This is a genomic window from Kitasatospora sp. RG8 (assembly GCF_017813315.1).
GTDB lineage: Bacteria > Actinomycetota > Actinomycetes > Streptomycetales > Streptomycetaceae > Kitasatospora.
On sequence record NZ_JAGIYX010000047.1, the window covers coordinates 1 to 23,190 of the forward strand.

At 73.7% G+C, this 23,190-nt stretch carries 22 protein-coding genes; 12 read left to right on the forward strand and 10 right to left on the reverse strand.

Translation table 11 applies throughout. The features are described from left to right. Window positions 1-161 precede the first annotated feature (161 nt). The 5 genes from J5Y04_RS38535 to J5Y04_RS38555 all read right to left on the reverse strand — a co-directional run bounded on the left by J5Y04_RS38535 (window position 162) and on the right by J5Y04_RS38555 (window position 5,715). Entirely contained in the window at window positions 162-1,025 is an 864-nt protein-coding gene (locus tag J5Y04_RS38535; protein ID WP_209417201.1) for a hypothetical protein, read from the reverse strand. Continuing rightward, window positions 1,022-1,876: a hypothetical protein gene (locus tag J5Y04_RS38540; RefSeq protein ID WP_209417202.1), complete on the reverse strand. Its 855-nt coding sequence runs from the start codon at window positions 1,874-1,876 to the stop codon at window positions 1,022-1,024. The genes J5Y04_RS38535 and J5Y04_RS38540 overlap by 4 nt, the downstream gene beginning before the upstream one ends. A 52-nt stretch (window positions 1,877-1,928) precedes the next feature. Further along, entirely contained in the window at window positions 1,929-2,789 is an 861-nt protein-coding gene (locus tag J5Y04_RS38545) for a hypothetical protein (RefSeq protein ID WP_209417203.1), read from the reverse strand. 454 nt (window positions 2,790-3,243) lie between these two features. Next, on the reverse strand, window positions 3,244-4,902 hold the full coding sequence (locus J5Y04_RS38550) for an NAD(P)/FAD-dependent oxidoreductase (protein ID WP_305852895.1): 1,659 nt from the start codon (window positions 4,900-4,902) through the stop codon (window positions 3,244-3,246). A gap of 192 nt (window positions 4,903-5,094) precedes the next feature. After that, window positions 5,095-5,715, reverse strand: coding sequence for a hypothetical protein (locus tag J5Y04_RS38555; RefSeq protein ID WP_209417205.1), 621 nt, complete (start codon window positions 5,713-5,715; stop codon window positions 5,095-5,097). Between the two features lie 130 nt (window positions 5,716-5,845). Between J5Y04_RS38555 and J5Y04_RS38560 the strand changes: the two genes are divergently transcribed. The 4 genes from J5Y04_RS38560 (at window position 5,846) to J5Y04_RS38575 (ending at window position 9,105) form a co-directional block, all read left to right on the forward strand. Continuing rightward, window positions 5,846-6,259, forward strand: coding sequence for a hypothetical protein (locus J5Y04_RS38560; RefSeq protein ID WP_209417206.1), 414 nt, complete (start codon window positions 5,846-5,848; stop codon window positions 6,257-6,259). Window positions 6,260-6,261: 2 nt separating this feature from the next. Continuing rightward, the gene (locus J5Y04_RS43805) at window positions 6,262-7,887 is read left to right on the forward strand and encodes an alpha/beta hydrolase (RefSeq protein WP_209417207.1); all 1,626 of its coding nucleotides are present in this window, start codon (window positions 6,262-6,264) and stop codon (window positions 7,885-7,887) included. After that, window positions 7,887-8,375: a hypothetical protein gene (locus tag J5Y04_RS38570; RefSeq protein ID WP_209417208.1), complete on the forward strand. Its 489-nt coding sequence runs from the start codon at window positions 7,887-7,889 to the stop codon at window positions 8,373-8,375. The genes J5Y04_RS43805 and J5Y04_RS38570 overlap by 1 nt, the downstream gene beginning before the upstream one ends. Before the next feature lie 226 nt (window positions 8,376-8,601). Beyond that, window positions 8,602-9,105, forward strand: coding sequence for a hypothetical protein (locus J5Y04_RS38575; RefSeq protein ID WP_209417209.1), 504 nt, complete (start codon window positions 8,602-8,604; stop codon window positions 9,103-9,105). Window positions 9,106-9,271: 166 nt separating this feature from the next. Here the strand turns inward: J5Y04_RS38575 and J5Y04_RS38580 are convergent, their stop codons facing one another. Beyond that, a complete protein-coding gene (locus J5Y04_RS38580) occupies window positions 9,272-9,664 on the reverse strand; it encodes a DUF4267 domain-containing protein (protein ID WP_209417210.1) in 393 nt (130 codons plus the stop codon). Window positions 9,665-9,736: 72 nt separating this feature from the next. Then, on the reverse strand, window positions 9,737-10,402 hold the full coding sequence (locus J5Y04_RS38585) for a hemerythrin domain-containing protein (RefSeq protein WP_209417211.1): 666 nt from the start codon (window positions 10,400-10,402) through the stop codon (window positions 9,737-9,739). Between the two features lie 93 nt (window positions 10,403-10,495). Here J5Y04_RS38585 and J5Y04_RS38590 point away from each other — a divergent pair, with 93 nt between their 5' ends. Beyond that, window positions 10,496-13,834, forward strand: a complete 3,339-nt coding sequence (locus J5Y04_RS38590) for a BTAD domain-containing putative transcriptional regulator (protein ID WP_209417238.1) — start codon at window positions 10,496-10,498, stop codon at window positions 13,832-13,834. A gap of 187 nt (window positions 13,835-14,021) precedes the next feature. Here J5Y04_RS38590 and J5Y04_RS38595 read toward each other — a convergent pair whose 3' ends face one another. The 3 genes from J5Y04_RS38595 to J5Y04_RS38605 form a co-directional block, all read right to left on the reverse strand. Continuing rightward, window positions 14,022-14,723, reverse strand: a complete 702-nt coding sequence (locus J5Y04_RS38595; protein WP_209417212.1) for a hypothetical protein — start codon at window positions 14,721-14,723, stop codon at window positions 14,022-14,024. A 94-nt stretch (window positions 14,724-14,817) separates the two neighbouring features. Beyond that, window positions 14,818-15,654 (reverse strand): hypothetical protein, encoded by an 837-nt coding sequence (locus J5Y04_RS38600; protein WP_209417213.1) that lies wholly within the window; start codon window positions 15,652-15,654, stop codon window positions 14,818-14,820. Beyond that, window positions 15,651-16,196 (reverse strand): sigma-70 family RNA polymerase sigma factor, encoded by a 546-nt coding sequence (locus tag J5Y04_RS38605; RefSeq protein ID WP_307853526.1) that lies wholly within the window; start codon window positions 16,194-16,196, stop codon window positions 15,651-15,653. Before J5Y04_RS38605 ends, J5Y04_RS38600 begins: the two co-directional genes overlap by 4 nt. An 88-nt stretch (window positions 16,197-16,284) precedes the next feature. On the opposite strand from J5Y04_RS38605, the gene J5Y04_RS38610 reads away from it, so the two are divergent. The 7 genes from J5Y04_RS38610 to J5Y04_RS38640 all read left to right on the forward strand — a co-directional run bounded on the left by J5Y04_RS38610 (window position 16,285) and on the right by J5Y04_RS38640 (window position 23,185). Beyond that, the gene (locus J5Y04_RS38610; RefSeq protein ID WP_209417215.1) at window positions 16,285-17,208 is read left to right on the forward strand and encodes a serine/threonine-protein kinase; all 924 of its coding nucleotides are present in this window, start codon (window positions 16,285-16,287) and stop codon (window positions 17,206-17,208) included. A gap of 174 nt (window positions 17,209-17,382) precedes the next feature. Then, window positions 17,383-18,270 (forward strand): LLM class flavin-dependent oxidoreductase, encoded by an 888-nt coding sequence (locus tag J5Y04_RS38615; protein WP_209417216.1) that lies wholly within the window; start codon window positions 17,383-17,385, stop codon window positions 18,268-18,270. A gap of 271 nt (window positions 18,271-18,541) precedes the next feature. Further along, on the forward strand, window positions 18,542-19,510 hold the full coding sequence (locus J5Y04_RS38620) for an ABC transporter ATP-binding protein (protein ID WP_209417217.1): 969 nt from the start codon (window positions 18,542-18,544) through the stop codon (window positions 19,508-19,510). Next, window positions 19,510-20,304 (forward strand): ABC transporter permease, encoded by a 795-nt coding sequence (locus J5Y04_RS38625; RefSeq protein WP_209417218.1) that lies wholly within the window; start codon window positions 19,510-19,512, stop codon window positions 20,302-20,304. Before J5Y04_RS38620 ends, J5Y04_RS38625 begins: the two co-directional genes overlap by 1 nt. 167 nt (window positions 20,305-20,471) lie before the next feature. Then, window positions 20,472-21,419 (forward strand): ACP S-malonyltransferase, encoded by a 948-nt coding sequence (locus J5Y04_RS38630; protein ID WP_209417219.1) that lies wholly within the window; start codon window positions 20,472-20,474, stop codon window positions 21,417-21,419. Continuing rightward, window positions 21,406-22,956 carry a class I adenylate-forming enzyme family protein gene (locus tag J5Y04_RS38635; protein ID WP_209417220.1) on the forward strand — a complete coding sequence of 517 codons (1,551 nt, stop codon included), beginning with the start codon at window positions 21,406-21,408 and terminating at the stop codon, window positions 22,954-22,956. Before J5Y04_RS38630 ends, J5Y04_RS38635 begins: the two co-directional genes overlap by 14 nt. Continuing rightward, on the forward strand, window positions 22,937-23,185 hold the full coding sequence (locus J5Y04_RS38640; RefSeq protein WP_148643698.1) for an acyl carrier protein: 249 nt from the start codon (window positions 22,937-22,939) through the stop codon (window positions 23,183-23,185). Before J5Y04_RS38635 ends, J5Y04_RS38640 begins: the two co-directional genes overlap by 20 nt. Window positions 23,186-23,190: the final 5 nt, after the last annotated feature.

The window sequence follows — 23,190 nt, forward strand, 5'->3', positions numbered from 1 at the left end:
CAGCGGCTCGGGTGCGGCGGCGGGCGCACCGGTGCCGGCCCCCGGCGAGGGCGGCGCGAACGCGGCCGGGGGCGCGACGGGCGGCGGCGCGGGCGCGTCGGCGGGGGTCGCCGCGCCGTCCTGCGGGGCGACCGCGCTGTCCTGCGGGGTGGCGTGGTCGGTCATGCGGACGCTCCCGGGGTGGCGAGGCGGTCGAGCTGCTGGGTGAAGAGGGCGACGATCCTGTCCTTGGGCAGCGGTGCCACGCCCTCGGCGGTCATGACCACCAGGAGGTCGCCCTCGGCTGCCGAGCACTCCAGGTAGTCGATCGGGGCGGCCGGCGGGGCGGGCATCAGGTAGCAGTGCGCCTCGGGGTGGTTCGGGATCGCGGGGCCGATGCGGAAGATGCCGGTGTCGCCCGTGAAGACGGCGGTGTACTCGTTCAGCTTCTGCACCTCCTGCTGGTTGAACTGGCGCAGCTTCATGCCGATGACCAGGTCGTCCGCCTTGGCCTTGTAGCTGCGCACGCCGGTGGCCTTGACGTGCAGGCCCTCCCAGTACTGGCGCAGCTTCTCCTGCTTGTCCTTGGGGATCTGCAGGAGGTCGTTGTCCAGCTCCGCGGAGAGCTGGTCGGCGCTCAGCTCGACGTCGTTGCCGTAGCCGCCCTCGTCCGGGCCGAGCGCGTAGCCGGCCGGAACGGGGAGCAGCAGGTCGCGCAGCGAGCCGAAGTGGTTGCCGTTGGACTTGGCGCCGAACGGGGTCGGCGTGGCGGTCGGGGCGGGGGCGGCCGTCGGCCCGGCGACGATGACGGGCGCGGGGTCGTCGTACTGGGTCTTGATGATGCCGATGCCGATGGCCACACCGACCAGGGCCGCCGCGACGGTCGCGCCGGTGGCGCGCAGCAGGCGGCGGGAGGACGGGGCGGGGCTCGCAGGGGCCGGCGCCTCGGGGGCGGACGGGGCCGCGGCGAACGCCGGCGGCAGGGGCGCCCCGGGGGCGGGCGCCGGCTCGGGGGTCGTGGACCCGGTCACGCTGCTGTCGCTCATACCAGCCGCTCCCACTGCTGCTTGGCAAGGCCCTTCAGGACCTCGGGGTCCACGGGCTGGGTGCCGAAGACCTTGATCTCCATCACCACCGTGCCGCGCTGCGCGAGCGCGGTGCCGAGGTAGTACTGCTCGGTGGTCTCGGCCCAGTACGAGGCCTCGCTGTCGACCTGGTAGCCGCCGTTGGCGTCGTCGGCGAACGGCTTCAGCCGGTAACCGGACGCACGGGACTTGGCCTCGGCGGCGCGGTCGGCCGAGAACTGGATCAGCGAGACCCGGACCTTCAGCCCGTCCTTCATCCAGTCGACCTCGGCGGCGCGCCGGAACTCCCTGGCGTTCAGGTTCTTGAAGGCCTCCGCCGACCGGCCGCTGTGCTCGGCGAGTTCGCCGACCGAGATCCAGCTGGGGGTGACCGGGTAGTCGCCCCACGCGGTGCTGCCGGAGGGGGCGGAGATCAGCAGCTTCCGCAGGTCGCCGTCGATGGCGAGCGGCTTCGGCGCGGCCGCGGCGGCGGCCGCCGGGTCCACCGACCCGGCCGGGTAGGACGGCAGCGCGACCTGGATCGGCGGCAGCGGCGTCGGCGGGCGGCTCGCCTGGACCGCGTAGCCGGCGGCGCCGCCGACGACGGCGCCGAGCACCAGCCCGGACACCAGCAGCAGCACCGGCCGCGGACGGCGGGGGCGGTGGACGGGCGCGGGCGCCTCGGCGGGCGGGAAGGCGTACGGGAGGGCGGGCGCCGGTGCGGGCTGCGCGGCGGCGGCCGGTGGTGCGGCAGCGGCAGGCGGCTCGGCAGGCGGTGCGGCGACCGGCGCGGGCGCGTCGGCGGGCGACGGCTCCACGGGTTCGGTGGTCACGGAGTGGCTCCAGAAGGGGAAGGGTGACGGCGGACGCGGGCGGCGGCGGGACTCAGCCGCCGGAGGACAGCCACTCGCGCTGGCGCTTCATCAGTTCGCTCAGCAGTGCCTTGTCCGGATTACCCTTCACGTCGACGTCGATCGTGTACTGCACGTCGCCCTGGCTGGAGATGCCGGTCATCGAGCCGGTGTAGGCCTGCTGCTTGGGCTTGTGCACGTAGCCGTGGGCGTTCGGGTCCCCGTCGATGTCGATCGGGTCCAGCTTCATGGTGTAGTTCCTGGCGAAGTCGCCCGCTCCCCCGGTCGACGCGAAGCGCATCAGGGTCACCGTGACCTCGGCCTTGCCGTCCGCCGTGCGGTACGTCCGGTTGGCGGCCTCCTTGTACCCGTAGGAGCCGAGGATGCGCATGATGCCGTCCTGGTTGCCGAAGTTCGCGGCCACCTCGTCGTCGGTCATCGTCATGCCGTCGGCCGGGCCGTAGGACTCGCCGCCGTCGGGGATCGGGAGCAGGAAAAAGCGCAGGTCGCCGTCGTGCCTGCCGCCGCTGACGCTGCCCTTGACGGTGCTGCTCGGCTTGGGTGCGGGCGCGGCGGTGGCCGGTGCCTCGGTGGTCGGCGCGGCGGTGGGCGTGGCCTGGGCGGTGGCGGAGGCCGACGCGCCCGGGCCGGTGCCCGGACTCGCACTGCGGCCGTTCTGCCCCGCGTTCGGCGAGGCACCGGCCGCTGCGGCGACGACGGCCGGCCCGGGGTCGGGCTTGCCGACGGCCACGGTGACGGCGGCGCTGGCCGCGGTCACGGCGAGCAGGCCGGCGGTGGCCAGGACGACTCCGACAGCGCGCGGCAGCCGTCGCGGGGACGCGACGCCCTCGACGGGCGCGGCCCCCGGCGCGGACGCCGACGTGGGCGCGGCCACGGGAGCGGGAACAGGCGCGGAATCGGACCCGCCACCGGGCGCGGACGTGGCAGCGGAATCGGGCGCGGAATCGGGCGCGGAAGCGGTTTCGGACGACGCCGCGTTCGCCGGATCGGCGGCGGACGGCACGTTTTCGGGCGCGGACAAGGAACTCCCCCGGGGGACATGTGGAATGTCGCGCACGGGCCCCTCGCGGGCCACCCCCCGTGGCTCCCCGGACCGACCGTCACGCGTCTCACCAGGAATTATGAGAGCCCGTCCACTCCCCTGCCAACAAAGTTAATCGCCGCACTCCCACCCATGGTCGACTATTCGGACACGCCGTGATCGAACCGCAATGGGCGGGTCGGCCGCCGCTGCCGACCCGCCCTCGCCACCACATCGCACCGCACCGGGCCGCAGCCGCATGCGCCGTACCGCGCCGTACCGCCGGTGCTGCGCCGCGCCGGGCGCGCTACGCGCCGATCGCCGCCAGCACCTCCCCCGCCGCCCGGGCGCCCTCGGAGGCGCCGCCCTCCATGTAGCCCTGGAAGTCGTACGAGGTGTGCTCGCCGGCGAAGTGCAGACGCCCCTGGGCGGTGCCCTCGTACCCCGCCCAGCCGGTCAGGTAGCCGACCGGCCAGTACGAGTAGGCGCCGTACGAGTACGGGTTGAGGTGCCAGGCGGAGAGCGTGGCCCGCCCGTTCCAGGCGGCGGACGTGCCGGGCCAGAGCACGTCGATCTGGCGCTGGTAGTCGCGGGCCAGGTCCCGGGTGTACGGGGTCGAGGCGTCCGTGAACGCGGCCGGCGGGGTGAGTCCGCGGGCGAGCGAGCCGCCGCCGTACTGCACCAGGATGCCGCTGCTGCCCGGCTGCCCCTTGGTGACGTCCCAGGCCTGCTGGAACGGCAGGTCGGCGAAGCACTCGGCGGCCGAGACGCCGGGCCACGGGCCGGTGCCGCGCCAGGGTCTGCCGGAGAACTGCATGTTGAGCTTGGTACAGGCCCCCATCCGCATGTTCCGCAGCACCCCGGTCATCATCGGGTCGAGCCCGGCCCGGGAGAGGTCGACCCGCTGCTGGAGGATCGGCAGCGGCAGCGCCAGGATCGTGTGGTCCGCGGTGACGGTGCGGGTGCCGCCGCCGTCGAGGTCGAAGTCGAGGGTCTGGGAGCCGTCCGCGTTGCGGGTCACGGCGGTCAGCGTGTGACCTGGCCGGACGGTGCCGGCGGGCAGCGCCCCGGCTACGGCGTAAGGGAGTTGGTCGTTCCCGCCGGTGATGTGGTACCGCTCGTCGGAGCCGCCCCAGATGTTGAAGCTACCCGGCTGGGCCTGCCAGGAGAGCATCTGCAGCAGTGCGAACGCGGACTGGTCGGTGGTGTCCGCTCCGTACTCGACGTTGTACGCGACGTCGAGTAGCGCCCCGAGGTGGCTGGAGGACCCACCCGGCACTCGGGAGTCGATCCACTCGCGGACGGACGTCCGGTCCAGCCGGACGGCGGCCTCGCCGTGGTCGTTCCAGGTCGGGCCGGAGCCGCCCGCCTGGACGTCGGACTTGATCAGCTGCCAGATCTTCTTGAAGTCGTCGTCGGCCTGCGCCCTCGGGTAGTACCCGCCGTGGAACCAGAAGTGCTGCTCGGCCTGCGACCCGTACGCGGCCGCCACGTCGGTGGTGCCGAGACCGAAGCGCTGGCAGAGACGGAGCACCGTGTGGTGCCCGGTGTCCACCAACTCACCGCCGTACTCGGACACTTGTCCGTTCAACCAGAGGCCGGGCCGGACCGCTCCGCCACCCGAGTACATCCGGCCGCCGATTCGGTCCGGGTTGGCCTCGTAGACGGTGGCGGCGACCCCCTTGTCGGCGAGCGTGAGGGCGGCGTTGAGGCCGGAGATGCCGGCGCCGATGACGGCGATCCGGGGCGCCGGGCCGGTGAACCTCTCGGATACGGCGCTCTGCGCGCGGGCGGGCCGGACGCCGGCCGGCCCGAAGGCCGCCGCGCCGAGGCCGAGCGCGGCGGCCCGGGCCAGCAGCCGGCGCCGGGACGGACCGTCCGGCTCGGACCGCGCCTCGTCGCGCAGTCCGCGGTACTCGCCGACCGGCATCCCGAGCCGGTCGGCGGCGGCCTGATCGGCTACCAACTTTCCCAGGAGGCGGGCTTGTTCGGAACGCGGCATGTGGGAGTCCTTCCGTGCGGGGGACGGCCGGCCCAGTGTGCTGGCCGGCGCCCCCGCCACGGCAGGAGCAGCCTGTAGCCGGGCCCGTCAAAGGCTTGACGGCCTGCCACCGTGCGCGTCGCGCCCGGTCCGGCTATGGAGACCCGGTGACCCGGTTCAGGAGTGGGCGCGCTCGGTGGCCTCGACGACCTTGCCGGAGGAGTCGATCGCGATCTTGTAGTCGCCGCCCGAGCAGGGGTAGGAGCCCTTGGTGCCGGTCGGGTCGGCGAGGCACTCTCCGATGTGCTTCACCAGGTCGGCGACGTTGACGTCCTTCGAGGCCGTCATGACCGAGTTCAGGTGCCCCTTGGCGGAGGGCGCGAACGGCGCGCTCTTGTCGGCGCCGGTCGGCTGGAAGACGACGTCGTTGACGCCGCACGCGGTCTTGGTGTCCTTGTAGACCAGCGTGGTCGCCGTCGTCCCCTTCACGGGGTAGACCCACTTCTGACCCGCCGGCAGGGGCGTGGCGTCGCAGAACCCCTCGGGCCCGTCGCTCGCCCCCGCCGAGGGCTTGGCCGCCCCGCCGGTCTTGCCGGTCTGGCCGCCGGTCGGCGCCGCGGAACCGGTGGCCGCGGCGGTCGGCGCCTTGGTGGCCGGGGCCGTGGTGGCGGGCGCGCCGCCGCCCGCCTGGTCGGAGGAGTTGTCCGGCCCGCAGGCGGTGAGCCCCAGCGCCGCGACGGCCACCAGGCCGACGCCGAGCACCCGCTGGACGGTGACCGTTCCCCGGAAAGCAGACATGCTGAAAGAACCCCCGTTTAACGCATGATCAGATTGTCAGGTGCGGCGGAAAGACTAGCGCCTCGGTCGGATACCGTGACCGGTGGCGGGGCAGGGGCCCCGACCACAAAGAACGCTCGGGGGAGCTCACATGCCAAATCCTGATCTGGCCTCGCAATTCACGGTCGATCCGGCCGCACTGGACGGCTGCGGGCAGAGCGCACAACACATCGGCGGGCAGATTCCGGGCGAGACGACGAAGATCACCGCTCCGAGCGACCAGGCGTCGGCGACCCTCGCGGGCTGGCAGACCGCCGCCTCCCTGCACAGCTGCAGCACCAACTGGAAGACGCTGCTCGACAAGCTCGGCGGCGACATGTCCGCCTGCGGCAGCAAGCTCGTCCAGACGGCCGCCGGCTACCGCCAGGGCGAGCAGAGCGCCTACGCGCACCTGCGGGGGAGCAACGCGGCCGCCGGCGGCGGGGCACCGGCCGGCGCCGCCACCGACCCGTTCGGGACGGTACTGGCGAGCGAGACCGCAGGCGCCGGCCGGAAGGACCGGTAGCCGTGGACATCGCGACGCTGTACAACGCCAACATCACCAACATCACCATCGCCAAGAACGCCTACGACGCCCTGGCCACCGCCTTCGGGCAGCACGTGGAGGCGTGGCAGCGCGAGGTCGCCGACCGGCTGGCCGCCTCGCACTGGACGGGCGACACGTCCGACAAGGCGCAGGCGGAGATCCGGGACCTCAGCACCAAGCTCCAGGCCGCCCGCCAGGAGATCTCCTTCGTCAGCCGCGCCCTCGCCGACGCCGCCGAGGCCTTCGCGGCGGCCCAGTCCCACCTGATCAAGGCCCTCGACGACGCCAAGGCGAAGAAGTTCAACGTCGCCGCCGACGGCCGCATCACCTGGGACAACGAGCCCACCTCCGCGAACTACGCCGGCGACGGCGCCGAGGCGGCCGCCAAGGACATCAGCAAGCGGATCACCGACGCGCTGAACGAGGCCGACCACTCCGACGGGGAGATCGCCAAGCGGCTGAACCACCTCTCCCACAACGCGACCAGCGGAACCGGCCTGGACGCCGGCACCGCCAAGGCCGACCAGGACGCCATCGCCGCCCTCGACCAGGCGCCCCCCGCCGGCACCGACCCCAACGCCGTCAAGGCCTGGTGGAACAGCCTCACCGACGAGCAGCAGCACCGGTTCGTCCTCAACCACCCGGACCAGATCGGCAACCTCGACGGCATCCCGGCCGTCACCCGGGACGAGGCCAACCAGATCCGCATGGCGCGGACCAAGCAGGACCTCCAGACCCAGCTCAACCAGCTGGGCCCGGAGCCGCCGAAGACCGTCGTGACCCCGGGCGGGATCATCACCAACCCCATGTACAGCGCGTGGAAGACGCTGCACGACGACGCACAGGAGAAGCTCGACAGCATCAACACCATCGAGAGCCGGCTGAACGGCGACAAGCTGAAGGCCCGTGACGGCAGGCCGGCGTTCCTGCTGGGCTTCGACACCACGGGCAAGGGGCGGGCGATCATCGCGATCAACAACCCCGACACGGCGGACAACGTGCTCACCTTCGTCCCGGGTACGCACGCCCGCTTCGGCCAGGCTCCCGGCGACATCGACAAGGCGGACGAGATGGCCAAGACCGCCGCGGAAGCGGACCGGACCAAGACGACGGCGACCATCGCCTGGGTGGGCTACGACGCGCCGCAGAACCTCGTCCCCGAGGCCTCGTCGAACTCGTACGCCGAGAACGCCGAGAAGGACCTCGCCCGTTTCCAGACCGGCCTGCGCACCACCCACGAGGGCGCACCGTCCCACAACACCCTGATGGGCCACAGCTACGGCAGCGTCACCGTCGGCTTCACCATGCGGGACCTCAGGCCCCCGGTCGACGACGTCATCCTCGTCGGCAGCCCCGGGGTCGGCGTCGACCACGCCAAGGACCTGAACATCGACCCCTCCCACGTCTACGTCTGCCGCGGCAGCGAGGACACCATGATCAAGAACGCCGCGCGCACCGGCCTGCTGTTCGGCACCGACCCGGTGGCGGACGAGTTCGGCGCCCAGCACCTGCCGGCCGGGGACACCGACCACTCGCACTACTGGAAGCCCGGGACACCGCCGGTCGCGGCGTTCGGCGCGGTCGCGGCCGGGAAGTGGACCGGCTGATGAACCGGACGAGCACCCGGCGGGTGGCCGCGGCCCTGGCACTGCTGTTCACGGTCGCGGCGTGCGGCCACGACTCCGACAAGCCGACCATGACCCGGGCCGAGGCGAAACAGCGGACGCAGGACTACATCGCCCAGGTACTGGCCGCGTTCCCCCAGCCCGTCACCGCCGTCGCCGGGCGGGAGAACGACGGCTACTGCTTCAAGGACGACGCGGTCTCCGAGGAGGACGGCCGGGTCAACGCCGTCACCGAGAAGACGCTGCCCGGCGTCCCCCTGGCGAAGCACGCCGAGTACGTCGCCGCCTTCCGCAGCAAGGCCGAGGCACTGGGCTTCACCTCGACCGGCTCCGGGACGTCGCTCTACTTCACCAACAAGTCGAACGACTTCTCCGCCAGCATCGTGGAGATCGGCGACGCCGAACGGACGCTGCAGATCGGCTTCGTCTCCCCCTGTGTCTGGCCGGACGGCACGAAGCCGCCCGGCTAGGAGCGCGCCGCCGGACCGGCCCGGGCACCCCGGGCCGGTCCGGGCGCGGAGGGCCGGAGGGCCGGAGGGCCGGAGGGCCGGAGGGCCGGAGGGCCGGAGGGCCGGAGGGCCGGAGGGCCGGAGGGCCGGAGGGCCGGAGGGCCGGAGGCACGCGTGGCGACCTCCTCGACCGCGGCGCCGCCGGGTCCTGCGAGGAGACCGGGGAACCGCGAAGGAGGACGACGACGTGACCGACCTGCCGGAGGACACCCCCGAGAGCGCCGCGCGGAGGCTCGACAAGATCCGGACACCGGCCGAGATCGATGCGGCGTTCGATCGTGGCGACCCCTACGCCGGGACGGCCGTCATCCGGCTGGTCTTCAGCTGCGAGGACTTCGACGTCGTCGCGTCGCGGGTGGAGCGGGCACTGCGGTCGGCGGACTTCACCACGCGCGAGCGCGGCTGCACGGCCGCCGGAGACATGACGCGGGTCTTCGGGAGACTGTCGCCGGGGATCTACCGACGGCTGCGGGAGTTGGGCCCCAAGGGCCAGGCGGAGGACCCCGTCTCGGACGTTCTGACGTTCATCCCGTTCCGCGAACTCCCGCGGTGGTTCAAGCTGCAGAAGATCCGCAGCACGGTGATGCGGTTCTGCTACCGGCGATGGAGTTCGATCGTCGATGCCGGCGACTTCACGGCCCGGCTGGCGAAACGCGTGGCCGGCCGCCCGCGCGGCCGTGCCGGAGGATAGCGGCGGTCGCGCCGCGGGGACGGCGTGACCGCCACCGGGCGGACTCCTCGGCACCCTCATCTGCCGGCGGGCCGGGGAAGGGCGCCGGCCGGTGCTCGCGGCCCGAGCGGCCCCCGGCCGGTCGTGGCCCTTCCCGGACATGCCCGCGGTTGCGTGCACGGCCTGCTCAGGCGACGGGCGGGGTGGGGCGTTCGCGCAGGAGGAGTACGGCGTTCAGAACGACCATCGCGGCGGCGAGGCCGTGGACGCCGTACGCGGTGGCGGCCGACCCGTGGTTGCCCAGAACCGTCAGCATGTCCGTGAGGGGCGCGAAGGCGAGCCCCAGCAGCACCCAGCCGAGGGCCTTGCGGTGGCCGGTCAGCAGGAGCGCGAAGACGCCCAGGCAGATCGAGATGTCACGCCCGCCCTTGACGGTGAGGAAGCCCGTGCCCTCATGCTCGGGCCAGCTCGGCAGCCCGAACCCGGCCGCGGACGCCTGCGGATCCAGCAGGTAGAGAAGGCCGATGTACAGGAGGAACAGGCCGCTCAGGACGGAGAGGACGGTGGTGAAGCGCTTCATGGCTTTCCTGTCTTCGGGGAGTTCGGGGAGTTCGGGGAGTAGGGGCGGTCCGGGCGGAGGCGGTCGGGGTGGTCAGCCCCGGACACGGCGGGTGGCGCGGGCGTACTGCGCGCGGCCGACGGCGTACCAGAGCAGTCGGGCGGGGAGCGGCAGGCCGCCGAGGATCGCCGCGCGTTCGGCCGCGTCGGCCTCCTCCAGGACCATGCCGAGGAAGAACAGCAGCTTGGGTTTGGGCGTGTGGGCCAGGAAGTGCTCGCCCATCGCGTTCCACTCGTGCAGCCACAAGTGCTGTGCCGCGAGCGGGAGCAGTGAGGTCTCCTCCTCGTCGAGGTGCTCGACGAGGACCGCGCGGTGCTCGGCGAGGACGGCCGTGAGCGCGTCGCGTTCCGCCTCCGTGGCCCCCGACTCCCAAGCGGCCAGGGCCGCTTCGGCCGCCGCGAGGGTGGCGGCGACGCGTTCGTGCTGGGCCTCCATCCGCAGGACGAGGTCGGCTTCGAGGTCGACCCTGGCCAGCAGCGGAGGCCACAGGAACGCGTCCTCGCCGTGGTGGTGGTTGCTCAGTCCGAGCCGGTAGTCGCGGAAGTGGTCCGCCAGCACACGGGCGCGGGCGGTGTCTCCGGGAGCCACGGCGGCGATCAGCTCGATGAGCAGTCGCGACTCGCGGCGCATTCCGCGGTGGATGACCACCATCTCGCGGGTGTTCGGACGGGTCTGTACGGGTGCGTTCGTGGTGTCCATGCGAGAAGCCTCGCCGGGGGCTCCTGGAGGGCGTTTGGAAGCGACTTGGAGGAACGCCCGGCGGAGGGCGGGCCGTCTACGATGTGCCTGGTGATGGTCTCCCTACGCGTGCTCGGCTCCTTCACGGCCGAGTGGAACGGCGGGCCCGTCCCGCTCGGCGGCCGGCGGCAGCGCGCGGTGCTGGCCCGGCTGGCGGTGGCGCGCGGCGCGGTCGTCTCGGTCGACCGGATGGTCGAGGAGATCTGGCAAGGCGCCCCGCCCGCACGGGCGGTGACGTCACTTCAGGCGTACGTGTCGAACCTGCGACGGCTGTTGGAGCCCGGCAGGGCGCCGCGCACTCCGGCCACCCTGCTGGTCAGCGCACCACCCGGGTACGCGTTGCGCCTGCCCGACGGTGCCGTCGACGCCTGGCGGTTCGAGCGGTTGCTGCACGAGGCGCGCGAAGTCTCGCAGTCGCAGCCGGAGGCCGCGCGGCGCCTGCTCGGCGAGGCGCTGTCGCTGTGGCAGGGCGCGGCGTACGCCGAGTTCGTCGACGACTCCTGGGCCCGTGCCGAGGTCGCCCGTCTGGACGAGTTGCGGCTGGTCGCACGCGAGTTGAACGTGGTCGCCGGGCTGAGGTCGGCGAATGCCGCCGTGACCGTTCCCGAGGCCGAACTGCTCACGCTCGACGAGCCGTTGCGGGAGGAGGGCTGGCGCCTGCACGCACTGGCGCTGTGGGCGGCGGGCCGGCAGGCCGACGCGCTGGCGACGCTGCGCCGGGCCCGCGCCGTCCTGGCGGCCGAGGTGGGTCTGGATCCGGGGCCGGCGCTGAACGAGCTCGAAGCGGCCATCCTGGGCGGTCGCACCGCGGTGCTGCAGGCCGCGACGGAGGTTCCGCAGCACCGGCCGCCGGCCTCGCCCGAAGGCCGGAACGCCCCGGCTCCGTCGCGCCGCCCCGCGACCGGCACGCGCCTGTTCGTCGGCCGCGACGCCGAACTCGCCCGGCTGGTGGAGGCCGCCGGCCGGACGGCCACCGCGGGGCCCGGGGTCGCGCTGGTCACCGGCGAGGCGGGTCTGGGGAAGTCGGAGCTGCTGGAGCGGCTCGGCGAGCGGCTCCGTGGTGACGGCTGGCTGGTCGCCGAAGGCCAGGCCACCGACGACGAGGGCGCGCCGCCCGGGTGGCCCTGGGTGGCGGCGCTGCGGACGATCGCCGCCGCCGCACCGCCCCCGGCCGAGTCCGCCGAGGTCCTGGCTCCGCTGCTCTCCGACCGCGCGTCCGGCCGGGGCCCCGACGAGGACGTGGCCGCCGGCCGGTTCCGCCTGAACCGCGCGGTGTCGCAGTGGCTCGCGGCGGTGGCCCGCGAGCGGCCGTTGGCCGTACTGCTGGACGACCTGCACTGGGCCGACGCCGAGACGCTCGCGCTGCTGACCGGCCTGACCGACCTGCCCCCGGGGACACCGGTCCTGGTCGTGGCCGCCTACCGTCCGGACGAGACCGGGGGCCCGCTCGCGGACCAGCTCGCCGTGCTCGCGGGGCGCTCGCCGCTGCGGGTGCCGCTGCCGGGGCTGCCCGCGGCGGCCGTCGCCGAGGTGATCAAGGCGGCCGGTACCGGGCCGGTGGACGCCGGGACGGTCGCCGCGCTCGCCGAACGCACCGGCGGAAACCCCTTCTATGTCTGGGAGAGCGCCCGACTGCTCGGCAGCGAAGGTGCGTTGGTGGCCCTGTCCGAGGTGCCGGAGGGCGTACGGGACGTGGTCCGGCGCAGGCTCGGGCGCCTCCCCGAGGCGGTGGTCGCGGTGCTGCGGCTGGCCGCGGTCGTCGGGCGCGAGGCGGAGGTCGAGCTGCTGGTCGGCGCTGCGGACACCGACGAGGACGGAGTCCTGGGCGCGCTGGACGCCGGTCTGGTCGCCGGGCTGCTGACCGAGCCCGCCCCGGGCCGCGTCCGGTTCACGCACGCGCTGGTGCGCGACACGCTGCTCGCCGATCTGAGCGGCCTGCGAGCCAGGCGCATGCACGGGCGGATCGCGGCCGGCCTGGAGCGACTCGGTTCGGGCGACGTGTCCGCACTGGCCCACCACTTCGCGCGGTCGGCGGCATCGGCCGCGGCCGCCAAGGGAGTTCACTACTGCCTGCGCGCGGCCGACCTGGCGGCCGCCCGCTACGCCCACGACGCGGCGGCCGATCTGCTCGCCGCGGCGCTGGACTGCTTCGACCGGACGCCGGCCGGCCCGTCGGAGGACCGGGAGGCGGAACGCGTCGACCTGCTGGGCAGGCTGCTGCGCGCCCGGGTGCGGGCCGGGGCGGTCATGGCCGCCCGCGCGACCCGGCAGCGGGCGATCGAGTGCGCGGTCGGCACCGGACGGAGCGAGCTGGTCGTCCGCGCGCTCACCGCGTGGTCCGAGCCCACGCCGTGGCAGACCCGGCCGTACGGCACGGTCGACGAGCCCGTCGTCGCCCTGCTCGGCCGGTCGCTGGACCTGCCGGACCTGACACCCGCCGCCCGGTGCGGACTGCTGCTCGCCTACTGCGCCGAGCTGTCCGACGAGCGGAACCCGCGGGTGCGGGCCGCGGCCGAGGAAGCCGTGGAGATCGCAACGGCCCTGGGGGATCCCGGCCTTCGCGCGAGGGCGCTCGCGGCGCTGGTCCGCGAGCTCGATGTCGAGCGCGAGGGAGGCGGGCTCGCGCTGCGGAGCGAGGAGCTCGTCCGGCTCGCCACCGAGCACGACCTCCCCGCCTTCCGCTGGTTCGGTCTGTTCAGCCTGTCGACCGCCGCCGCCGCCGAAGGCGATGTCGCCGGTGCTTACGGCCACATCGACACGTGCGTGGAACTGGCCCGGGCCTACCGGATGCCCGGGCCCGTCGTGGTCGGTCAGACCGCGCTGGCGACGCGGGCGCTGATCGAAGGGCGCACCGAGGACGCCGAGGAGCTGTACGCCGAAGCCACCGCCGCAATGGCCAGGCAGGGCTCTCCGCACGCCGACGGCTTCCTGCAGATCGCGACGGCGACGATTCGGACCGCTCAGGGCAGGCTCGGCGAGTTCGTCCCGCAGGCCCGGCGGCTGACCGAGGAGTACGGCCCGCCGATGGCGGACCTGCTCGCGGCGGCCCTGTGCGCCGCCGGGCAGCAGGACGAGGCCCGCACCGTCCTCGCCCGGGTCGGGCCGCTGCGCACGGACTACCTCCTCAAGGTCTTCGCGACCTTCCGGGCGATGGCCACGGTGGCGCTCGGCGAGGAGGAACGGGCCGACGAGCTGTACTCCACCCTGCTCCCCCACCGTGACGCGCCGCCGCCCTCCTCGGGCTTCACCCTGGCGATCCGCCCGGTCGCGTACACGCTCGGCGAACTCGCCCGCCTGCTCGGCCGCGACGCCGAGGCGGCCGCGCACTTCGCACACGCGGCCGGCACCGCCGAACGGTGGAGCACCACCCTGGGGCGCGGCGGCAGCGGCTGACAGGCGTCGTGGAAGGCGGTTGTGGGCGCCGGCCACCTCGGTCAAGCCTCGTTCACCCGTCGTACGCCGAGCCGGTCTGCACGCAGCCGGGGATGTTCCCGGCCTCGACCGTGCTGTCGTACGGGCCGTGCCGGGTGGTTCGGGGCCGGCCCCGCCCGGCGGCGCGGGCGGGGCCGGGCTGCCGTGTTCAGGAGGAGAGGCGCTTCAGTGCTGCGGTGGCGATGCCTTCGACGTAGTTCGGGGCGCCGGTGGGCTGGCCGGTGAGCTCGACGATGGCGACCCTGGTGCCGCTGCGCAGGACCGCGACCCCGCCGGTGGCGGCGCCGTCGCCGTTGTAGGCCGGGTACCAGCGGGCGGTGCCGCCGGTGACGGTCAGGGTGTGGGCCGCACCGTAGTGCCAGTGACCGGCGGGCTCGTCCTGGCAGGCCTGGACGAGCGCGACGAGCTGCTTCTCCCAGGTGTCGGCCGCGGTCCCGGTGGGGGCGCTGGCGGCCGACTCGATCAGCATGCCGGGGGTGTCGAAGGTCCAGTCCACGGACGCGTACGCGGTGGCCTTGTCCTTGGTCAGGTCGCGCATCGTCTCCTCGCCGGAGCACGCGGACAGCGCCTGGCGTCCGGTCAGTGCAACGGTCGCGCCGACCGGGTTCATGCCCTTCTGGAAGTCCTCGCTCTGGACGAGGTCGGCGGAGCCGAGTCCGGGCGCGGCGACCGCAGCCGGGTGGGCGGCGGCGACCGCGGTGCGGTGCGCGGCGTCGTGCGCGGCCCCGTCGGCGGTGGCCGACTGGGTGCCGACGACGCTGGCCGTGATCAGTGCGGCGGCGAAGCAGGCCGCGGCGGCGACCCGGTTGCGGCGAACGGACTTCTGCTGGACGGCCTGGTTCTCGTTCATCTGGTCCCCCTGCTGGTCGGGACGCCTGCTGCGTCCTCGTACAACCGGGGAGATGCCGCCCGAGGAGGGAAAGTTGGAGCCCTGACCCGCTGTTTCACAGTTGTGACAGAGCGGTCCTGACGACGCGTTCCATCGCGGCCGTGCCCAGGCAGGCGTGGACCTCCAGCACCCCGTAGTGGTTGCCGCTGCGCAGCACGGCGATGCCGCCGCAGGGCTCCTTGCCCTCGGGCGCTCTGCCGGTGGTGTTGAGCGATCCCGGGTAGTAGCCCATCCAGCTCGCGGTGACGTCGGGAGCGAGCTGCAGCGGCGTGGTCCTTCCGTAGACCCAGTGCCCTGGCGGTTCCTCCTGGCAGGGCTCCTCCTCCAGCAGCAGGCGCTCGGCGAAGTTCTGCGCCCGGGAGGGGCTCGGGGTCTCGGCGGCGACCTCGCGGGCGACCTGGCCGTCGCGCTCGGCGGCCACCGTGGGGTCGTCCGGGTCGCTTCGGGGGCTGGTCATCAGCCCGCGGAAGTGGGCTCCGCGCCCGCCGAGGGTCTGAGCGAGGGTCTTCTCGCCGGTGCAGGCGGCGTTGGCGTAAGCCCCGTCGCCGTACCGGTCGGTGACGTGGATCCGCCCGATGCCGAACTCCTGGCTGAACGCCGCGGGTTCCAGCAGGTTCGCGGTCGTCACCGGCCCGGTCGCACCGGTCGGCGAGGCGGAGCCGGAGCCGGAGGCCGAGGTCGCGGGCGTCGGGACGGACCCGCCGGGCGTCGCGAGAGCGGACGCGCCCTGGGACGCCCCGCCGACCGCGGCACCCGACCGCGCTGCCGGGTGCGCGGTGGCGCCGGGGGGCGCCGGCAGGACGAACCGGCCGGTCGCCAGCCCGAGCGCGGCGGCTGCCACCAGGGCGGCGACGGCGGACCGGGGCCGGACGACGGCGCGGCCGCCGTTCACAGACCGGTGACCAGGCGCTCGCGCATGAAGCGGCGGGCCTGGTGGATACGGTCCTTGACCGTGCCCAACGGGGCGTTCAGTTCCTCGGCCACCTGGACGTAGGTCAGGTCGCCCAGGTCGCGCAGCACGAAGGACTCCACCAGGGTGGGGTGCTGCTGCTCCAGCGCGGCCAGCGCCTCCATCAGGTCGAGCCGGGTCCCGGCGATGACGCTGGTGGTGCGCGGGTCGACGGACTCGGGGAGGTCGGCGTGGCTGTCCTCGGCGCGCCGGCGCATCGAGCGGTAGGTGGACCGGGCGGCGTTCGAGGCGATCACCGTCACCCAGCCCAGGAAGGAGCCGTGGCCGCCGTACTCGCCCAGGTGCGTGCTGATGGACAGCAGCGCGTCCTGCGCGGCCTCCTCCGCATCGGCGTGGTGGGGCAGGAAGCGCGAGCAGCGACGCAGCACCACCGGCCGCAGCTTGGCCAGCAGGTACTCCCTCGCCCCCGGGTCCCCCGCCTGAGCAGCCGCCACGAGCCGTTCCAGCTCACCTTCCTCGAACACCCGGATCCCCCCGTTTCGTCCCGCCTGGCATCCCACCCCGCCGAACGGGAGTTCCGCACTCCCCCCGACTCCGGCAAAATGCTGCCACATGCACAAGCTCGGCCGTTATCTCCTCCTGGAGCGGCTCGGCGCCGGCTCCTTCGCGACGGTCTGGAAGGCCTACGATCCGGAGCTCGACACCGAGGTCGCGGTGAAGGTGCTGGCCGAGAACTGGGCCGCCAACGCCGATGTGCGCGAGCGGTTCCTGGCGGAGGCGAGGCTGCTGCGCCGCATCGCCAGCCCGCGGGTGGTCCGGGTGCACGACGTCGGGGTGCAGGAGGACCGGCCCTACTTCGTCATGGACCACGTACGCGGCGGCACCCTGGCGGACCGGGTCGGGCAGTGCGACCCGCAGGAGGCGCTGCGGCTGGCCGCGGAGGCGGGCTACGCGGTCCAGGTCCTGCACGAGGCGGGCGTGGTGCACCGCGACGTCAAGCCGTCCAACCTTCTGCTCTCCACCGGCCCTGCGCCCGCCGCGGTGCTGGTGGCGGACCTGGGCAGCGCGAAGCACCTGGCCGACGCATCCGGGCTGACGGTGACCACGGGCACGCCCGCGTACATGGCACCGGAACAGGCCTTCCAGACCGGCGGGATCGACGCGAGGGCCGACGTGTACGCGTTGGCCGTCGTGGCCTACGAACTGCTGACCGGGCAGAAGCCGTTCGGCCCGGGCGGACGCGCCACGGCCCTGATGACCGACCAGCCGACCGCCTCGACGCTGCCGGCGCTCCCGGCCGGAGCGGAGCTTCCACCGAACGTCGCCCTGCTGCTACGGACCGCGATGTCCGTCGAGCCGAGGGAGCGACCTCCGAGCGCCCGGGCCTTCGCAGACGCGCTGCTGGCTCCGGTCCCGCAGTCCCAGCCCCCGGGGCCCGTCCGGGAAGGCCCCGGGTGGCTGACCCCGCGCGCGGTCTGTCTGGCGTCGGGCGCGGTGTTCACGGCGACGACCCTGCTGAGCTGGCTGCAGCGTTGAATCCGCCAGGCTCGGTCCCCATGCGTTCCAGGGGGTCGGGCCGGTCGGCGGCGAACACCGCGTACTCGACCCGCCAGGTGAACAGATCCGGCAGGAACCGGGGGAGCGGCCCCCGGGCATGCCTCGTCAAGCCGGAGGGCGCCGGCCTCTGACGCCTACCGTAGGGTCGGCGGTATGCGTCTGAGCACGGTGATCCTCCCCATCCACCGGTGGGCCGAAGGACAGAAGATCTGGCGGCGGGCCGAGGACCTCGGCTTCCACGCCGCGTACACCTACGACCACCTGTCCTGGCGGTCGTTCCGGGACGAGCCGTGGTTCGGCTCGGTGCCGACCCTGACGGCGGCCGCGACGGCGACCGAGCGGATCCGCCTGGGCACCCTCGTGACCTCGCCGAACTTCCGCCACCCCGTGACCCTGGCGAAGGAGCTGATCACGCTGGACGACGTGTCCGGCGGGCGGGTGACGCTGGGGATCGGGGCCGGCGGGACGGGGTTCGACGCGACGGCCATGGGCCAGGAGGCGTGGTCGCCGAAGGAGCGGGCGGACCGCTTCGGGGAGTTCCTGCCGCTGCTGGACGAGCTGCTGCGCACCGACGCCACGACCCGCGAGGGCACGTACTACTCGGCGGTCGAGGCGCGGAACATCCCCGGCTGCGTGCAGACGCCGCGGGTGCCGTTCTACGTGGCGGCGACCGGCCCGCGCGGGCTGAGGCTCGCGGCCGAGTACGGCCAGGGCTGGGTGACGTACGGGGACCCGCGCGGGCCGGCGGACGTGCCGGTGGAGCAGGCGCCCGAGGTGATCGCGAAGCAGATCGAGAAGCTGACGGCGGCCTGCGAGGCGACCGGGCGGGACGTGGCGACGCTGGAGAAGGTGCTGCTCCAGGGCTCGACGGCGGAGAAGCCTCTGCAGTCGGTGGGCGCGTTCGTGGACTGGGCCGGCAAGTACCAGGAGCTGGGCATCACCGAGCTGGTCATCCACTGGCCGGTCCCGGACTCGATCTTCGAGAACGACCTCGCCGTCTTCGAGGAGATCGCCACCGAGGGCCTGGCCCAGCTGGGCTGACCGGACCGGGCCGACCGACCGGAGGGAGCGCTCACCCCCTAGGGGTGGGCGCTCCGTCCGCGTTTCCGGTCCGGGAGAAGACCTCCGCGCGGCGCCCCGGCCCGCGTGCCGACCCGCCGACAGGGGTCCGACGGGGTGGACCCGATGGGGCGGGTGCGATGGATAGGGCGTGGATAGGCGGGTGGTAGCGGCGCCGGTTCGGGCGGATAGCAGGGGCCGGGAGAGTGGTGCTCACCAAGGCGACCTCCGCCGAATCGTGAGGACACTCAAGATGATCGAATACCAGACCCGCCCGGCGTCGAGGGGGGCGACGTCCCCTGATACCGCCGTCGATGCCGCCGTGCTCAGCACGGTCGTCAAGCGCTTCACCAGCGCCAAGGGCGAGGAGTTCACCGCCGTGAACGGGCTGGATCTGCGGATCCGGCGCGGCGAGGTGGTGGCCTTCCTCGGGCCGAACGGCGCCGGCAAGACGACCACCATCGACATGCTGCTGGGGCTGACCCGCCCGGACTCGGGGCAGGTGCAGCTCTTCGGGCAGGCGCCGCAGCAGGCGGTGCGGGCCGGGAAGGTGGCGGCCGTCCTGCAGTCGGGCGGACTGCTGCCCGACCTCACCGTCGGGGCCACGGTGCACATGCTGGCCTCGCTCCACCCGGGCGCCGACGCGGAGCGCTGCATGGCCCGGGCCGGCATCGGAGAGCTGCGCAACCGCCGGGCGTCGGCGTGTTCGGGCGGTGAGCAGCAGCGGCTGCGGTTCGCGGTCGCCCTGCTGTCGAACCCCGAGTTCCTGGTGCTGGACGAGCCGACGGCCGGGATGGACGTCGCGGCCCGCCGGGACTTCTGGGCCGCCGTCCGCGAGGACGCGGCGCGCGGGATGACCGTCATGTTCGCCACGCACTACATGGAGGAGGCGGACCAGTTCGCCGACCGGGTGGTGATGATCAACAAGGGGTCGGTGGTGGCCGACGGTTCGGCCTCGTCGATCCGGGCCGCGATCAGCGGACGCACGGTGTCCGCCCTGATCAGCCCGTACGAGGCGGAGCTGGTGGCGAGGTCCGCCGGTGTCCGGTCCGCCACCACGCGCGGTGACCGGTCCTTCTTCAGCTGCACCGACTCGGACGCCCTGCTGCGGGTGCTGGTCAACGAGACGTCGGCGACCGAGATCGAGGTCGCCCCGCGCAGTCTCGAAGAGGCCTTCATGGCCATCACCAACAACGGCCGCTCCGTCCAGAAGGGGATCTGATGGCCGCCCTCTCGGCGCCGGGCACCCGCCCGAGCTCCTCGCCGTTCGCCGGCGTGAACCCGACCTTCGTCCGCTACGAGCTGCGGCGGCGGTTCAACCGCCAGACCACGATCTTCACGGTGCTGCTGCCGGCCGTCCTCTACCTCGCCCTCTTCCGGACGAGCCCGAACAACGCGACGCTGCCGCACGGCAACTTCGCCGCCTGGATGATGATCGGCCTGGCCGTGTACGGCGCCGCGACGGCGGCCGTCAGCTCGGCGGCCACCATCTCGGTGGAGAAGTCGGTGGGCTGGATGCGCACGATCGCGCTGAGCCCGCTCACGCCGCCCGGGTACCTGCTGGTCAAGGTGGCCTGCTCGGTCCTGATGGCGGGCGTGCCGGTGGCCATCGTCGGGGTGCTGGGGGTCGCCACCGGCGCGCACGCCGACGCCGGCGTCTGGGTGACGTCGCTGCTGGTCGCCTGGTTCGGTGCGGCGGTGTTCGCCGCGCTGGGCATCGGGATGGGGCTGGCCCTGAAGCCCGACGTGGTGATGCACATGCCGGGCCTGACCATGACCGCGCTCGCCTTCCTCGGCAACCTGTTCATCCCGCTCGGCGGGACCATGCTGGAGATCTCGCGGTTCACCCCGATGTACGGGGTGGCGACCCTGGCCCGCTACCCGCTCACCGACGGGTACTCGTTCGGCGGGGAGCACTCCAGCGTGGCGGGTGCCGTCTTCAACCTCGTCGCCTGGTTCGCCGGCTTCTCGTTCATGGCGATCCGCCGCTTCACCAGGAGCACCGGCCGGCAGTAGCCGCCGCCCCACGGTCACCGCACCACCCGCACCGCCGGCGCACCAGACCACGCGCACCACACACGCGCACCAGACCACGCGCACCACCACCCCGCACCACCACCGACACCGCACCGGGCGCAGCGCGCCGTGCGAAGGGCACCAAACACGAAAGGGGGATAGAACAAATGTTCGCATTCATTGCGCCGGGCCAGGGCTCCCAGACCCCTGGGATGCTGGCCGGCTGGCTGCGGGACCCGGTCCACGCGGAGCGCGTACGGGCCTGGTCCGAGGCCGCCGACTGCGACCTGGTCCACCTGGGCACCAAGGCCTCGGCCGCCGAGATCGCCCGGACCGAGAACACCCAGCCCTTGCTGGTCGCCCAGGGCCTGCTGGCGCACGCGGCGCTGGACCGGGCGACGCCCGAGGGCAGTGCGGTGGCGGCCGGCCACTCGGTCGGCGAACTCACCGCGGCCGTGTTCGCCGGGGTCCTGACCGCCGCCGACGCCGTGTGGCTGGCCGCCGTCCGCGGCCGGGCCATGGCGGCGGCCTGCGCCGAAACGCCCACCTCGATGGCCGCGGTGGTCGGCGGGGAGCAGCCCGACGTACTCGCCCGGCTCGACGAACTCGGCCTCACCGCCGCCACGTTCAACGGCCCCGGCCAGATCGTCGCCGCCGGGCCGGTCGAGCGCCTGGAGCAGCTGGCCGCCGCGCCGCCGCCCTCGGCAACGGTCAAGCCGCTGCCGGTCGCGGGGGCCTTCCACACCCCGTACATGGAGTCGGCGCGGCAGGCCTTCGCGGCCGCGGCCGGGGCGGTGCACTTCGCCCGGCCTGCCCAGCTCCTGCTCTCGAACGCCGACGGCACCGTGGTCACCTCGCCCGAGGACGTCCGCCGGCGGCTCGTCGACCAGGTGGTGCGGCCGGTCCGCTGGGACCTGTGCCTGCAGACCCTCGCCGAGCTGGCGCCCGAGCTGACGGTCTCGCTGCCGCCGGCCCGCACGCTCGCCAACATCCTCAAGCGCCGGCACCCGGACTTCGAGGTCCTGTCCGTCAACGCGCCCCGGGACCTCACCCGGGCCTACGAGCGGCTCGCCGCCGCCGCCGGAAAGGAGGAGCCCGCTCATGCTGGTGTCTGACCTCCTCGACCACCCGCGCGCCGAGCGCGGCGACCACCCCGCGGTGACCGACACCGAGGGCACGCTCGACTACCGCGGGCTCGGCAGCGCCGTGGACCGCGCGGCCGGCTGGCTGCGGGCCCAGGGCGTCACCACCGGCGAGCGGGTCGTCTACGCCGGCGGCAACGACCGCGCCTTCCTCGCCCTCTTCTACGCCACCCTCCGGATCGGCGCCGTCTTCGTGCCGGTGCACCCCGAGCTGACGGACGGCCAGATCGGCCACATCGTCGACGACTGCTCCGCCGCCCTGGCGCTCTGCCCGCCCGCCGCGGGCCGCCTCGCCGGCCGCACCGTGGAGGTGGACCGCGCCTGGGAGGAGATCCTGCGCGGCCCGGAGGACGACTTCCGCGCCGAGCTCCCGGACGACGCCGTCGCGATGCTGATCTACACCTCGGGCACCACCGGCCGGCCGAAGGGCGTGGTCTGCCCGCACCGCCAGATGATCACGGCGGTCGAGGCGGTCAACGCCTGCCTGGGCTACACCGCCGACGACGTCGTCCTCTGCCGGCTGCCGCTCTCCTTCGACTACGGGCTCTACCAGGCCCTGCTCTGCGCGCTGACCGGCGGCACCCTCGTGCTGGCCAAGCGCAGCCACGACGTCGCCCTGCTGCGGACCATCGAGCGGGAGGGCGTGACGGTCGTCCCGCTGGTCCCCTCGCTGGCGCAGATGCTGACCCTGCTCCAGGGCAAGCTGCGCCGGCCGACCAGGGTGCGCCTGTTCACCAACACCGGCGCCCGCCCGGGCCGGGCGGTGATGGCCGAACTGCTGGACGTCTTCCCCGGATCGTCGTTCGCCTCGATGTACGGCATGACCGAGTGCAAGCGCATCTCGATCCTGGACCCGGCCGAGTACGCGACCCACCCCGACTCGGTCGGGCGGCCGATCCCCGGCGACCACGTGCGGATCGTGGACGCCGACGGACGGACGGCCGGCCCGCGGACGGTCGGTGAGATCGTCGTCTGGGGCCCGACGGTGATGGCCGGCTACTGGCGCATCCCGATGGACGAGCAGAACCGCTTCCTCCCCCGCGCCGACGGCTCCCTGGAGCTGCACACCGGCGACCGCGGCTACCTCGACGAGGACGGCCGGCTCTACTTCGTCGGCCGCGACGACGACGTGATCAAGCGGCGCGGCATCCGGGTGGCCCTCACCGAGATCGAGGACGCCGCCGAGCGCATCCCCGGGGTGACCGCCGCCGTCGCGCTGCGGCCCGACGCCGAGGGGGCGCCGCTCGCCCTCGCCGTGCAGAGCGCCCTGTCGCCGGACGAGATCCGCGCGCTGCTCAAGGGCCGGCTCGACCACGCCCGGATGCCCGACCTCATCGTCCCGATCACCGCGGTGCCGCTGACCGCGAACGGCAAGCCGGACCGCGCGGCCGCCAAGCGCCTGGTCGGCGAGCCGGCCGACGAGCACGGAGCAACGGCCCCCGCGGCCACGACAGACACGCAGCCTCCCTTCGCACAGACGAGGACCATCCATGAACCAGTCGCAGTTTGACCAGCTCGTCGAGCGGATCTGCTCGGTCAAGGTCACCGACCCGCAGACCCCGCTCGTGGACCTGGGCGTGGACTCGCTCCACACCATCGCCCTGGTGATGGCCGTCGAGGAGGAGTTCGGGATCGAGGTCGACCCCGACGCCCTCGCGGACCCCGCACTCGCCTCCCCCGCCGGCCTCCTGCAGTACGTGCAGACGCGGGCCGCCGCCCCGGCCCCGGCCGGGATCTAGGAACC

Bases quoted from the DNA above. Each gene is read 5' to 3' on its own strand.
- J5Y04_RS38625 (WP_209417218.1), top strand. From the start codon at position 19,510: ATGGCCGCCCTCTCGGCGCCGGGCACCCGCCCGAGCTCCTCGCCGTTC.
- J5Y04_RS38560 (WP_209417206.1), top strand. From the start codon at position 5,846: ATGCCAAATCCTGATCTGGCCTCGCAATTCACGGTCGATCCGGCCGCA.
- J5Y04_RS38570 (WP_209417208.1), top strand. From the start codon at position 7,887: ATGAACCGGACGAGCACCCGGCGGGTGGCCGCGGCCCTGGCACTGCTG.
- J5Y04_RS38615 (WP_209417216.1), top strand. From the start codon at position 17,383: ATGCGTCTGAGCACGGTGATCCTCCCCATCCACCGGTGGGCCGAAGGA.
- J5Y04_RS38640 (WP_148643698.1), top strand. From the start codon at position 22,937: ATGAACCAGTCGCAGTTTGACCAGCTCGTCGAGCGGATCTGCTCGGTC.
- J5Y04_RS38630 (WP_209417219.1), top strand. From the start codon at position 20,472: ATGTTCGCATTCATTGCGCCGGGCCAGGGCTCCCAGACCCCTGGGATG.
- J5Y04_RS38585 (WP_209417211.1), bottom strand. From the start codon at position 10,402: ATGGACACCACGAACGCACCCGTACAGACCCGTCCGAACACCCGCGAG.
- J5Y04_RS38555 (WP_209417205.1), bottom strand. From the start codon at position 5,715: ATGTCTGCTTTCCGGGGAACGGTCACCGTCCAGCGGGTGCTCGGCGTC.
- J5Y04_RS38580 (WP_209417210.1), bottom strand. From the start codon at position 9,664: ATGAAGCGCTTCACCACCGTCCTCTCCGTCCTGAGCGGCCTGTTCCTC.
- J5Y04_RS38635 (WP_209417220.1), top strand. From the start codon at position 21,406: ATGCTGGTGTCTGACCTCCTCGACCACCCGCGCGCCGAGCGCGGCGAC.
- J5Y04_RS38590 (WP_209417238.1), top strand. From the start codon at position 10,496: ATGGTCTCCCTACGCGTGCTCGGCTCCTTCACGGCCGAGTGGAACGGC.
- J5Y04_RS38620 (WP_209417217.1), top strand. From the start codon at position 18,542: ATGATCGAATACCAGACCCGCCCGGCGTCGAGGGGGGCGACGTCCCCT.
- J5Y04_RS38610 (WP_209417215.1), top strand. From the start codon at position 16,285: ATGCACAAGCTCGGCCGTTATCTCCTCCTGGAGCGGCTCGGCGCCGGC.
- J5Y04_RS38535 (WP_209417201.1), bottom strand. From the start codon at position 1,025: ATGAGCGACAGCAGCGTGACCGGGTCCACGACCCCCGAGCCGGCGCCC.
- J5Y04_RS38595 (WP_209417212.1), bottom strand. From the start codon at position 14,723: ATGAACGAGAACCAGGCCGTCCAGCAGAAGTCCGTTCGCCGCAACCGG.